The organism is Streptomyces sp. SD31 (assembly GCF_052068475.1).
Taxonomy (GTDB): domain Bacteria; phylum Actinomycetota; class Actinomycetes; order Streptomycetales; family Streptomycetaceae; genus Streptomyces.
The window spans coordinates 105042-118541 of sequence record NZ_JBQHCX010000021.1 but is presented as its reverse complement, the minus strand read 5'-3'; the positions used below and the strand labels follow the sequence as shown (position 1 = coordinate 118541).

The following is a 13500-nucleotide window of genomic DNA, read 5'->3' as shown; positions in this document are numbered from 1 at the left end:
GCGCCCGGAGCATACTCGTTGGTATGAACCTTTAAAGCCGCATGCCCTCCGGAGGAATGCCGCCGTGCATGACGCAGGCCCGTCGAATTCCCCTCAAGACGCCCGCCTCTTCGAAGTGACCGACGCTCAGCTGAGCGCCGAACTGAAGAAGTGGACGGGGGCGACACCGGCCCTCCATCCCGTCGGTGAACTCCTCGACCGGCACTGGGAAGCAGGCTTCGCCTACGCACGGCTGTGCACCGCGGACGCCCGGTCCGCCGGCATGCTCACCACCGCGGCATTCACGCGGCTCTTCGGCGAGACACTGCGGCAGACCGGACCGACGGCGGCCTGGCGTCCCCAACTGCTGGTCACCGTGCGCCGTATCGCGGCGGAATGGGACGACGACCGCCGGCGGGAGCTGCTCCACCCCGAGCTGCGCACCGAACCCGGCAGCGGGGAGCGCGTCGCCGCCCGGCTGCTGCCCCCGGCCGATCGCCGACTGCTGTCCGGGGCGTTCCAGCGGCTGCCCCAGTCCGCCCGCTGCCTGCTGTGGCACAGCGAGGTAGAGGCCGAACCCCTGGCGATACCCGCCGGACTGCTCGGCCTCGACGAGGAGGACGCCCGTGTCGAACTCCGCCGGGCCCACGAGCGGCTGCGCGAGGAGTGCCTTCAGGTCCACCGCGAACTCGCCCCGGAACAGGAGTGCCGCCGCTATCTGCGGATGCTGGACGTGACCTACCGGCGCGGCGGCGTCGACGTCGACCCCGACCTGCGCGCACACCTGGACCGCTGCGGACACTGCAGCGACACCGCAGGCCAGCTGTGCTTCTTCAACGCCGGGCTCGGCGTCGCACTGGCCGAGGCGGTGCTCGGCTGGGGCGCGAGAGCCTATCTGGAAGCGAGAGCGAGCCGGGCCGAGAATCCGGCGGAGGCCGAACCGGCCCCGGCAGCGGCGATCGCGGGCGAGTCCTTCTTCTCCGAGGGCGGCGCCTTCGCACCTGCCGCAGCTGCCTCCGCGGACGCGGGTCCCGCGCCCACGGCAGAGAGCTTCGCCTCGGGGACCGAGGCTCCCGGACCCGCGCCGGGGGCGTCCGCGCCCACGGGCCGGCCCTTCTCCGCTGCGGACGAGGCCGCCTCGCCGGCGCAGACAGGTCCCCGACGGGCGCGCCGGACCGCACGCCGGACCGCCCCGCCGACAGACGCCACCACAGCTCCCGGTCCCGGCACCCCCCACAGCTGCTCCGGACGCGCGGCCCTCAAGGCCGCCCGCCGTGCCGCCCGGCGCCGCAACCTCACCGCGGCCGTCGCCACCGTCAGCGCCCTGGTGGTCCTCCCGCTCGTCATCTGGTCCGTCGTCGGATCCGGCGAGGGCTCCCCGCCGACCGCGGATGACCGCCCCTCCGAAGCGCCCGGTTCGAACGCGGGCTCCGCCACCAGCAACCCGTCCTGGGCGGGCGCCGCCGAGGCCGCGAAGGGCGATCTGCGGGGCCGGCTCTACAACATCGGATCCGGGCTCTGCGTCGGCATCGTAGGCGGGAAGGCCGTCAAGAACGCGGAGACAGAGCTCGCCACCTGCTCCTCGGCGCCGGATCAGCAGTGGTCGTACGAGACGGACGGCCTGCTGCGCAGCGGCGCCGACCCCGGTCTCTGCCTCGACTCCCACCTCGGCTACTCGGTCCGGCTGGCCCCGTGCACGGGGGCCTCCGATTCCGAAACCAAGAACGTCCGCTACGACTTCACCCTCCAGGGCACCCTGGTGCCCCGCTTCAACCAGGAACTGGCCCTCAGCCCCGCCGCCACCGACGGCTCGGGAGCCCTGGTCCTCAAGACCCGTGACGACGAGGGCGACGCCCAGCACTGGGTGGTCGACACCTCGGAGACCGAGCTCCAGATGGAGGCGGTCAACTGGGCCACGGACGTCGGTGCTTTGCAGCCGACGACTCCCAGACCCACGCCGACCCCCACCCCCACGCCCAAGCAGTCGAAGACCCCGACGCCCACCCCGACGCCGTCCGCCACCCCGTCGACCGCGCAGCCGACCCCCACGAGCCCTTACCCGACCGACCCGTACTGCTCCTACTACCCCTCCTACTGCTCGTCGGACGGCCAGTACGGCGGGTCCGGGGGGTACGGCGGTTACGGCGGCGGCTACGGGTACGGCGGTTCCGGCGGTTACGGCCAGGGCGGTGGCGGCCGTCGCTGATCGGCGCCCGGCTCGGTCGGCCGGTCTCCTGCGACTCAGCCTCCGACGACCTGGAGCGACGCCCACAGCGCCACCACGGCCGGGACAAGGGCGGCCGGTACCGCGAGCAGCCCGAGCCGGGTGAACTCGCCGACGGCGACCTCGTGCCCGTGCCGGTGCGCGATGCGCCGCCACAGCAGGGTGGCCAGCGAGCCGGCGTACGTCAGGTTCGGGCCGATGTTCACCCCGAGCAGCACCGCGAGCACCGCGCCGGGCCCGGCCGGAGCGGTCAGCGGCAGCAGGACCAGCACGGCGGGCAGGTTGTTGATCAGGTTCGCCAGCACGGCCGCCAGTGCCGCGATCCCGAGCAGCGCGGCCAGGCCCGAGCCCTCCGGCAGCACCTGCCGCAGCGCGTCGGCCAGCCCGTGGTCGACCACGGCGCGCACGACGACGCCCAGCGCGAGCACGAACGCCAGGAACGCCGGTGAGGCGGCCCGCACCACCGTCAGCGGGGAGGCGCGGCGCTGCACGATCGCCCGCCCGGCCAGCACCAGTGCCCCCGCGAGCGCCACCCACGCCGGCTCGACGCCCACCGCCGAGGCCACGACGAACCCGGCCAGCGTGCAGCCCACGGTGACCAGCGCGAACAGCGGCAGCTCGGGCGCCTTCCCGGCGTCGGGCGCATGGACCGGCGCCCTCAGCTCGTCGGCGAACCAGCGCCGGAAGACCAGGTACTCGGCGCCGATCGCGGCCAGCCAGGGCAGCGTCATCAACGCCGCGAACCGGGTGAAGCTCAGCCCGCTCGCCTCGAACGCCAGCAGGTTCGTCAGGTTGGACACCGGCAGCAGCAGCGAGGCCGTGTTCGACAGGTGCGCGCAGGCGTAGACGTGGGGCGCGGCGCGGACGCCGGCCCGGGCGGCGGTGGCCAGCACGACCGGCGTCAACAGCACCACCGTGGCGTCCAGGCTGAGCACGGCCGTGATCGCCGAGCCCAGCGCGAACACCGCGGTCAGCAGCCGTCCGGGAGACCCCGCCGCCCAGCGGGCCATCCACGCCCCGCACGCCCGGAAGAGCCCCTCGACATCGCAGAAGTGGGCGAGGACCAGCACCGCGGCAAGGAAACCGACCACCGGCCCGAGCCGCTCCACCTCCGCCCACGCATGCGCCGGCGAGATCACCCCGGTCGCGATCGCCACCCCCGCGGCCGGTACCGCGACAGCGGCCTCCGGAAGGCCGAAGGGGCGCAGAACGGCCCCGAGCAGTACGGCGACGAGCAGGGCAACGGACAGTACTTCGGCGAGCGGGGCGTTCAGAGCGGGTCCTTCAAGACGTGATCGAAAACGTGCCCGCACATGAAAACAGGCTGCGGTAAGAGTCCTGCAAGCGCCCCCGGCCGGGACGGATCAGCCGCCGGTGCCCGGCTGGACCACGGTCACGAAGACCGAGGACTCGTTTCCGGCCACGGGCACCTCACCGGCCGTCCACGCCACCTCGATCGAGTCCCGCTCGTCCGGCGGCGTCACGAGCAGCGCCTCGGGCGTGGCCGTACGGGCCCCGCTGATCTCGGGGCTGGCGAAGGACAGCCCGGCCCAGGCGCTGCGGCCGGGGGCCAGCGTGACGGTCGTGGGCGTGTCGGGGGAGCGCTTCGGATCCGGGCCGAGCTGCTTGCCGGAGGCGTCGACGAAGGCGGCACCCGGATAGCCGCGGACGGTGCAGGTACGGTCGGCCGTGTTGGTCAGCACGATCGGGAAGTTCCGCTGTCCGGCCCCCGGGCTGGGGCGGCCGATGGAGGCGCGCAGCTCGGAGGTGTGGCACCGGGTGGTGGAGGCGGCCGGCTCGGTCGTGGGGCTCCCGGAGTCGGCCGGGCTCGGCTCGGGCTGAGGGCTCCCGGTTCCATGCGTGCCAGGTGGTTCGGTCGTACGGCTGCTCGTGCCGACCGGTGTCCGGACAGCGCCCGATGAGTCCGAGCCGTTGTCGCAGGCGGCCAGCAACGCCACCAGCGCGACGGCGCTCACCAGGGGAGTCGCCCGGTGTAAGGAGTCGAATGCCCGTGCACGTCCCATATTGGTGACGACTCCCCGTTTTGCCGCCGAGTACTCACTGTTCCCCCGCTGACTGCTCACTCCTCGTCGAGGAGCCCGATCTCCGCCCAGATCGTCTTGCCGTCGGCAGTGTGCCGACTGCCCCAGCGCTGGGTCAGCTGAGCGACCAGCAGCAGTCCGCGGCCGCCCTCGTCGAAGACCTTCGCGCGGCGCAGATGCGGTGCCGTGTGGCTGGTGTCGGACACCTCGCAGATCAGCGTGGCCGCGTCGTGGATCAGCCGGAGCCGGATGCCGGGGGTGCCGTAGCGGATGGCGTTCGTGACCAGCTCGCTCACCACCAACTCGGCCGTGAACGACGCCTCGCTCAGGTTCCAGTGGTCGAGCTGCTCCATGACCTGCTTGCGGATCGGCGCGACGAGCGCCGGGTCGGCCGGGATGTGCCAGGTCGCGACCTGGGAGGAGGGCAGCCCCTGGGTCCGGGCCAGCAGCAGGGCCACGTCGTCGGCGGCGCCGCCCGGCGGGAGCAGGGCGTGCAGGACGTGGTCGCAGGTCTCGTCCAGTGAGCCGGAGGAGGCCGACAGCGCCTCACGGAGCAGGGCATGGCCCGCGTCGACGTCGCGCTCGCGGCTCTCGATCAGGCCGTCGGTGTAGAGGGACAGCACGGTGCCCTCGCGCAGTTCGAGCTCGGCGGACTCGAACGGCAGTCCGCCCAGCCCGAGCGGCGGCCCGGCGGGCAGCTCGATCTCTTCCGGCGCGCCGCCCGGCGGGACCATGACGGGCGAGGGGTGCCCGGCCCGGGCCAGCGTGCAGCGCCGGGAGATCGGGTCGTACACCGCGTACAGACAGGTGGCGCCGACCTCGCCGGGGCTGCCGTCGGTGCCCGCCTCCTCGGAGAGGCGTACGACCAGGTCGTCGAGGTGGGTGAGCAGTTCGTCGGGCGCGAGGTCGATGTCGGCCAGCGTGCGCACGGCGGTGCGCAGCCGGCCCATGGTGGCCGACGCCTGGACGCCGTGGCCGACGACGTCCCCGACGACCATCGCCACCCGCATCCCGGACAGGGGGATCACATCGAACCAGTCGCCGCCCACCCCCGACCGTGCCGCCGGCAGATAGCGGGACGCCGCTTCGAGCGCCGCGGTGCGCGGGAGGGAGCGGGGCAGCAGACTGCGTTGCAGGGCGAGGGCGGTCTCGCGTTCGCGGGAGTAGCGGCGGGCGTTGTCGATGCAGACGGCCGCGCGTGCCGTGATCTCCTCGGCCAGCAGCACGTCGTCGGGGGTGAAGGGGGCGGGGTTCTTGAACCGGGTGAGCACGGCGACGCCTAGGGTGGTACCGCGGGCCCGGATGGGTACGGACATCGTCGTGTGGATGCCGTACTCCTTGATCCGCTCGGCGCGTGCCGGGTCCCAGGAGAGCCACTTCGCGAGGTCACCGGCCGACGTCGAGGCCACGAGGGTGCGGGCCGCCAGCAGCGCGTCGGCCTGGGGCGACGGGGCGGGATACATCTCCACACGGTCCAGTTCGGCCACGGCTTCGGGGGTGCCCGGGGTGATGGATCGGTGGGCGGTCCGGCGCAGGCCGATCGGGGCGGTCAGCCGGCCCGTGGGCGAGTCGCCGCCGTGTTCCGGCGGGTCCAGCAGGTCGACGCTCACGAAGTCGGCGAGCGCGGGGACACAGATGTCCGCCAGCTCCTGGGCGGTCCGGGCGACGTCCAAAGTGGTGCCGATACGGACGCTGGCCTCGTTCACCAGCTGCAGCCGCTCCTGCGCCTGGTGCTGCTCGGTGAAGTCGTGCGCGGCGACGGACACGCCGCGTACCCGGCCCTCGCCGTCGGTGATCGGGGCGATATGGGCCAGCCAGACGGACGTCTTCTCGCTCCCGACCGGCTCGTACGTCCGTACGTCGGTGCTGTGGCCCGTGGTGAGCACCCGCAGGAGGTGCTGCTCGACGTCGCCGCTGTGCGGGCCGGCGGACAGTTCGGGCGCCCGCAGCCCGCGCACCTGCTCCTCGGGGAGCCCGAGGACCTCCGCCATGGCGGCGTTGATCCGCCGCAGCCGGAGCCGGTCGTCGTAGATGGCGATGGCACAGGGGGACTCGAAGAGACCGAAACGGTCCAGCGGATCGTCGGGCGAACGCGGGCCCTCCCCTTCGAGCGGCGTGACCACGAGCCAGTGGCCGGGGCCGTCGTCCCTGGGCCGGACACGGTGGGCGAGCAACCACACGGACACCGCGCCGCCGTCGCCCCGGCGCAGCGTGACGGTGCCGGCCCAGCGGTCGCCCTGCGGCGCCGCGGATCCGCCTTCCCCGGGAGCGGCCAGCAGATCCACGGCGGGGCGGCCCACGACCTCGGCGGCCCGGTGACCCAGTAGCCGCTCGGCCCCGGCGTTCCACTCGACGAGGTTGCCGTCGTCGTCGATGACGGCGCGGGCTGTCGCCGCGTCGTCGAACGGATACTCCGGGTTCATCGTTCCAGGCTAGTGCGTCGGGTGCGCCCCCACCCCGGAAGTCCCAAGCGCACCCTTGACGGTACGGCGTGCCACCCCGTCAGAATCTGTTTGTTCACGATCAGTTGTGAGTACTTCTGCGCCCTGATGAGGGAGAGTCGTCCATGACAGTCACTCGAAGATCGTTACTGTTCGCCTCCGGTGCCGCCCCCGTGGCCGGAGCGCTGCTGACCGCCACGACGGCCGGGGCCGCCGGCGCCGTCGAATCCGCCGGTGCCGGATCCGGCCGCCGTACGGTCGCGCTGCGCGACGGCTGGCGCTTCGCCCTGGTGAACCCCGGCGGGATCACCGACCCCACGGGTGCCTACGCCGGTGCGGCCGAGCCCGGCCACGACGACTCGGGCTGGCGCGAGGTCGCGGTGCCGCACGACTGGAGCATCGAGTTCGCCCCGACCACCGAGCACGGCACCACCAGCGGCACCGGCTTCTTCCCCGGCGGCCTCGGCTGGTACCGCCTCGCCTTCACCCTGCCGCCCGGCCTCGCGGGCAAGCGGATATCGGTGGAGTTCGACGGCGTCTACATGGACTCGTATCTCTACTGCAACGGCAAGGAGGTCGGCCGCCACCCCTACGGCTACACCGGATTCGCCTTCGACCTCACCGATCTGGTGCACACCGACGGCAGCACCGAGAACGTGCTCGCGGTCAAGGTGCAGAACCGCCTGCCCAGCAGCCGCTGGTACTCGGGCAGCGGCATCTACCGCGAGGCCCGTCTCGTGGTCACCGAGCCGGTGCACGTGGAGCGCTGGGGTACGGACGTCACGACACCGGAGATCACCGAGGAGCGGGGCGTCGTACGGGTGCGGACCTCCGTGGTGAACGCCTCCGGCACCGGCGCGGACGTCGAGGTCGTCTCGCGGATCGTCGATCCGGGGGGCCGTACCGTGGCCCGTACGTCCTCCACCGTCCCCGTCACCGACAAGGCGACCGAGACCCACGAACTCACCGTTCCCGAACCGAAGTTGTGGGACTTCGGCACCCCGCACCACCGCTACACCCTCAGGACCGAACTGCGCGTCGGCGGCAAGGTCACCGACACCTGCCGCACCACCTTCGGCTTCCGCACCTTCCGTTTCGACCCGGACGAGGGCTTCCACCTCAACGGCACCTACACCAAGATCAAGGGCGTCGACCTCCACCACGACCTGGGCGCCCTCGGTGCCGCCGTCAGCACCGACGCCATCCGCAGGCAGATGACCATCATGAAGTCGATGGGCGTCAACGCCTTCCGCACCTCCCACAACCCGCCCTCGCCGGAGATGATCCAGGTCTGCGAGGAGATGGGCATCGTGATGCTGGTGGAGGCCTTCGACTGCTGGCGCTCGCCCAAGACGCGCTACGACTACGGCCGCTTCTTCGACGAGTGGGCCGACAAGGACGTCACCGAGATGGTGCTGGCGGCCCGCAACTCGCCCGCCGTCCTGGCGTGGTCGATCGGCAACGAGGTCTCCGAGTTCACCTCGACCTCCGGCCTCGCCATGGCCGACCGGCTCATCGCCGCCATCAAGGCCTGCGACGACACCCGCCCCATCGTCATCGGCTCCCACCGGCACCGCAGCGTGCCCGCCCCGGGCTCACCGGGCGATCTGATCCTGGCCAAGCTCGACGGCCTCGGCCTCAACTACAACACCGCCAAGTCGGTGGACGCGTTGCACGCCCGCTATCCCCACCTGTTCCTCTTCGAGTCCGAGTCGTCCTCCGAGACGTCCACACGCGGCACCTACCAGGAGCCCGAGCGCCTCAACACCGGCGAGAACCACACCCCGGGCAAGCGGGCGACCTCGTCGTACGACAACAACCTCGCCTCCTGGACCATGAGCGGCGAGTACGGGCACAAGAAGGACCGGGACCGGAAGTGGTTCGCCGGGCAGTTCCTGTGGTCCGGCATCGACTACATCGGCGAGCCCACGCCGTACGACGTCTTCCCGGTGAAGGCGTCCTTCTTCGGCGCGGTCGACACGGCCGGCTTCCCGAAGGACATGTACCACCTGTTCCGCAGCCAGTGGGTCGACGAGCCGATGGTCCACCTGCTGCCGATGACCTGGAACCACCGGGAGGGCGACACGGTCGAGGTGTGGGCCTACTCCAACGTCGACACCGTCGAACTCTTCCTCAACGGAAAGTCCCTCGGCACCCGGACGTTCGACACCAAGAAGACCGTCGACGGCCGGCCCTACCTGGAGACGACCGAGGCGACCGGCGACGACAAGACCTTCACCGACGGTCCCTACCCCGGCAGCTACACCAGTCCGAACGGCAGTGCGGGCAAACTCCACCTCACCTGGAAAGTGCCGTACCGGGCAGGCGAGTTGAAGGCGGTGGCCCGCAGGGACGGCAAGGCGGTCGCCACCGATGTGCTGCGCACGGCCGGTGCGCCGAACGCCGTACGGCTCACCGCCGACCGCAAGTCCCTTGCCGCCGACGGCCGTTCGCTGGTCTTCGTGACCGCCGAGATCGTCGACGCCCGGGGTGTGGTGGTGCCCGACGCCGAGGACCTGATCGCCTTCGAGGTGACGGGCGGCTCGCTCGCCGGCCTCGACAACGGCCGGGAGGAGAGCGCCGAGCGCTACCAGGCCGGCACACGTACGGCCTTCTGCGGCAAGGCGCTGGCGATCGTACGGTCCGGCACGAAGGCGGGCTCCCTGAAGGTGACCGCAAGGGCGGAAGGCCTGCGGTCGGGCAGCGTGACCGTGAAGACCACTCCCGCCCGGCCAGCCGCGCTCACCCCGGCCGCCGTGTTCGAGCCCGACTACCCCGCGCCCCTGAACTACCCTCACGCGGACGCCAGTTACTCCGGACGTCCCGACACCCTCCCGGCCGCCATGCTCGACGGTGACCCGGCCACCGGCTGGTCCAACGGCTTCCGCAAGGCGGCCACGGCCCTGCTGCCCGCCTTCGACGGGGCCAGGCCCGAGGACTGGGTCTGTGTGGACTTCGGGCGGGCGCGGACCTTCGACCGGGTGGAGGTCGCCTTCACCGTGGACGCGACGCACACCCTGCCCGCATCGGTCGAGGCCGAGGTCTGGAACGGGCGCCGGTATGTGCCGGTGAAGGGGAAGGCCGTGGACTGGGCCACCGCCTCGGACACGCCGACCGTCATCACCTTCGACGCCGTACGCGGCTCCCGGGTACGGCTCACCCTGACCAGCGCCCACCCGGGGGAGGCCCGAGGGGCTGTGCGGATCAGCAAGTTGGAGGTGCCCGCCACCTGAGCCGATGAGCGGTACTGGCGGAACCGGTCCCGCCAGTACCGTCCGGACCGTTGACGGGGTGTCACCTCTGCAACAAGCATGGCTGCGTCCGCATCTGGGAGCGCTCCCACCGCGAGCGTCACCCGCACCTCACCCGAGGAGCCCAGGCGTGAAACGACGCAGAACCACGCTGTTGTCCCTGACGGCCCTGTTAGCGGCCGGACTCACCGCACTCCCGGCCGCACCCGCCGGCGCGGAAGAGGTCGAGCAGCTCAAGAACGGCAGCTTCGACACCACCACCGACCCATGGTGGGCGAGCGGTAACGTCACCGCGGGCCTGTCCGACGGACAGCTCTGTGCCGACGTGCCCGGCGGCACCGCCAACCCCTGGGACGCCGCCGTCGGCCAGAACGACATCTCCCTGGTGAAGGGGGAGTCGTACCGGTTCTCCTTCACCGCGAACGGCTCGCCCGAGGGGCACGTCGTGCGGGCGATCGTCGGCCTGTCGGCGGCGCCGTACGACACCTACTTCGAGGTGACGCCCGAGCTGAGCGTCTCCGGGAACTCCTACGCGTACACCTTCACCTCGCCCGTCGACACCCCGCAGGGCCAGGTCGCCTTCCAGCTCGGCGGCAGCGCGGACGCGTGGCGCTTCTGCATGGACGACGCCTCGCTGCTGGGCGGCGTCCCGCCCGAGGTGTACGAGCCCGACACCGGGCCGCGGGTGCGGGTCAACCAGGTCGCCTATCTGCCCGCCGGACCGAAGAACGCCACGCTGGTCACCGACGCCACCGAGAAGCTGCCCTGGCAGCTGAAGAACGCCTCCGGTGCCGTGGTCGCCCAGGGCCGGACCGTGCCGCGCGGCATCGACGCCTCCTCCGCGCAGAACGTCCACTCCATCGACTTCGGCGCCTACCGCAAGCAGGGCAAGGGCTTCACGCTGGTCGCCGACGGAGAGGCGAGCCGCCCGTTCGACATCGGCACGGCCGCCTACGACCGGCTGCGGCTCGACGCCGTGAAGTACTACTACACCCAGCGCAGCGGCATCGCGATCCGCGACGATCTGCGCCCGGGCTACGCCCGCCCCGCCGGACACGTCGATGTCGCGCCCAACCGGGGCGACGGCAACGTGCCCTGTCAGCCGGGCGTGTGCGACTACACCCTCGATGTCACCGGGGGCTGGTACGACGCCGGCGACCACGGCAAGTACGTCGTCAACGGCGGCATCTCCGTGTGGGAGCTGCTGAGCACGTACGAACGCGAACGGCTCGCCCGCACCGGGGAGTCGGAGAAGCTGGGCGACGGCACGCTCGCCATCCCGGAGAGCGGCAACAAGGTGCCGGACATCCTGGACGAGGTCCGCTGGGAGCTGGAGTTCCTGCTGAAGATGCAGGTGCCCGCGGGGCAGCCGCTGGCCGGCATGGCGCACCACAAGATCCACGACGAACAGTGGACGGGCCTGCCGCTGATGCCGCACGACGACCCGCAAAAGCGCGAACTGCACCCGCCGTCCACCGCGGCGACCCTCAACCTGGCCGCGACGGCCGCACAGGCGGCGCGCCTGTACCAGCCGTACGACAAGCAGTTCGCGGCGAAGACGCTGGCCGCCGCCCGCAAGGCCTGGACCGCGGCGCTCGCGCATCCCGACCGGTACGCCTCCGAGAGCGACGGCATCGGCGGCGGCACCTACGCCGACAGCAACGTCACCGACGAGTTCTACTGGGCGGCGGCGGAGCTGTATCTCAGCACGGGTGAGAAGGAGTTCGCGGACCACGTCCTCAACTCACCCGTCCACACCGCCGACATCTTCGGCCCCTTCGGCTACGACTGGGCCAGGACGGCGGCGGCGGCCCGCCTGGACCTGGCGACCGTGCCGAGCCGGCTGCCCGGCCGGGACAAGGTGCGCCAGTCCGTGATCAAGGGCGCGGACGGTTATCTGGCCACCCTGAAGGCACAGGCGTACGGCATGCCCTACGCCCCGACCGGCAACCTCTACGACTGGGGCTCCAACCACCAGATCCTGCACAACGCCGTCGTCATCGCCACCGCGTACGACATCACGGGCGCCTCGAAGTACCGGGACGGCGCGGTGCAGAGCATGGACTACGTGCTGGGCCGCAACGCGCTGAACATTTCGTACGTGACCGGCTACGGCGAGGTCAACTCGCGCAACCAGCACGCCCGTTGGTACGCCCACCAGCTCGACCCCAGCCAGCCCAACCCGCCGGTCGGCACGCTCGCCGGCGGGCCGAACTCGAGCATCCAGGACCCCTACGCACAGAGCAAACTCCAGGGCTGCGTCGGCCAGTTCTGCTATATCGACGACATCCAGTCCTGGTCGACCAACGAGCACACCATCAACTGGAACTCGGCCCTGACCCGGATGGCGTCCTTCGTGGCGGGCCAAGGGTGAGGCGCTGAGGCCGCTCGGGCGGCACACTGAGGGTATGAACTCGCCGGCTCCGCAGGCCGACCCGCGCCGCACGACCGTCGTGGTCGTGGGCATCGACCGTTACGAGGCGGGAGCGGGGTGGGATCTCGACGGCCCCGTGGCCGACGCGCTGCGGTTCGCGCGGTGGTTCATGTCCCGAGGTGTGCCGCCCGAGCGGATCACCGCACTGCTGTCCGCGCCGCCCGAAAACGCTCCCCAGGCGGACGACCTGCCCTACACCGTCCTGCCTGCCGACCGCGCCACCGTGCACCGCACCCTGCTGAGAACCGTCACCGCGGCGCCGAGCGACCTGCTGTGGGTCGTGTGGGGCGGCCACGGTGTGGTGGACGCCGAGGGGCGACGCCGGCTCCTCTACGCGGACGCCACCGTGCACGACCCGCTCAACCTGGACTTCGACGCACTCCTGACGTACTACCGCTCCGCGCCGGGCCATCCCCGCCAGATCTGGCTCGTCGACGCCTGCCAGAGCCTGCGCGACCCGTGGCGGACCCGGCGGCTGCTCCCGCACGAGGACTACGGAGCCGCAAGCCCGCTGACCGCGCGCGACCAGGCCGTACTCTTCGCCGTACGCCCCGGCGAGGCCGCCGCGAACCTCACCCCCTCCCGCACCGGCCTGTTCAGCCGTGAGGCACTGGCCGTACTCACCGACAGCGCGGGCTGGCCACCGGACCCCGGCGCGGTGATGGACCGCCTGCGCGACCGCTTCACCCACCTACGTGCCGCGGGCCTGCCGCAGCAGACCCCCACCTACGTGTGGTCACGCACCTGGGACGGCGACGAGGGCCAACTCCTGTCCCTCGGCCACGCCGACGGAGGCGGCCCCGAGCAGCTCACCGACCTGACCCCGGACCGCCTCCGCATCCTGACTGACGCCCTGCTGGCGGTCGAGGAGTTCGTGGACCCGCAGGGCCGGGAGGAGATCCTGGGCCTGCTCAGGATCGGCGTACGCGCCGCGATTGCGCGGCACAGCCGACCGCGGCTGGACACGATCAGCATTCTGCGCGTCTGCGCGCGGCGGCCCGGAGCGCTCAGGGAGTTGGCGGAGGCCGTGCTCCTGTGCGCGGGAGGCGGGCCCGAGGCCGAGCGGGTGCACGGGCTGATCGTCGAGATGACAGGGCAGTCCAACCGGCATGGCGCCTGATGCGCAGTC

7 protein-coding genes are annotated in these 13500 nt (G+C 71.9%); 4 read left to right on the top strand and 3 right to left on the bottom strand.

Going from position 1 to position 13500, the window contains the following annotated elements:
* The first annotated feature begins 115 nt into the window (after window positions 1-115).
* Window positions 116-2185 (top strand): ricin-type beta-trefoil lectin domain protein, encoded by a 2070-nt coding sequence (locus tag ACTMVF_RS36200; protein ID WP_441275302.1) that lies wholly within the window; start codon window positions 116-118, stop codon window positions 2183-2185.
* 35 nt (window positions 2186-2220) lie between these two features.
* Here ACTMVF_RS36200 and ACTMVF_RS36195 read toward each other — a convergent pair whose 3' ends face one another.
* From ACTMVF_RS36195 to ACTMVF_RS36185, 3 genes are all read right to left on the bottom strand, one after another.
* Entirely contained in the window at window positions 2221-3477 is a 1257-nt protein-coding gene (locus tag ACTMVF_RS36195) for an arsenic transporter (RefSeq protein ID WP_441275394.1), read from the bottom strand.
* A 90-nt stretch (window positions 3478-3567) separates the two neighbouring features.
* Window positions 3568-4227 (bottom strand): DUF4232 domain-containing protein, encoded by a 660-nt coding sequence (locus ACTMVF_RS36190; RefSeq protein WP_441275301.1) that lies wholly within the window; start codon window positions 4225-4227, stop codon window positions 3568-3570.
* A gap of 56 nt (window positions 4228-4283) precedes the next feature.
* The gene (locus ACTMVF_RS36185; RefSeq protein WP_441275300.1) at window positions 4284-6668 is read right to left on the bottom strand and encodes a SpoIIE family protein phosphatase; all 2385 of its coding nucleotides are present in this window, start codon (window positions 6666-6668) and stop codon (window positions 4284-4286) included.
* A gap of 143 nt (window positions 6669-6811) precedes the next feature.
* On the opposite strand from ACTMVF_RS36185, the gene ACTMVF_RS36180 reads away from it, so the two are divergent.
* From ACTMVF_RS36180 to ACTMVF_RS36170, 3 genes are all read left to right on the top strand, one after another.
* Window positions 6812-9919, top strand: a complete 3108-nt coding sequence (locus ACTMVF_RS36180; protein WP_441275299.1) for a glycoside hydrolase family 2 TIM barrel-domain containing protein — start codon at window positions 6812-6814, stop codon at window positions 9917-9919.
* Between the two features lie 148 nt (window positions 9920-10067).
* A complete protein-coding gene (locus tag ACTMVF_RS36175; RefSeq protein ID WP_441275298.1) occupies window positions 10068-12311 on the top strand; it encodes a glycoside hydrolase family 9 protein in 2244 nt (747 codons plus the stop codon).
* A gap of 34 nt (window positions 12312-12345) precedes the next feature.
* A complete protein-coding gene (locus tag ACTMVF_RS36170) occupies window positions 12346-13491 on the top strand; it encodes an effector-associated domain 2-containing protein (protein WP_441275297.1) in 1146 nt (381 codons plus the stop codon).
* The last annotated feature ends 9 nt before the right edge of the window (window positions 13492-13500 follow it).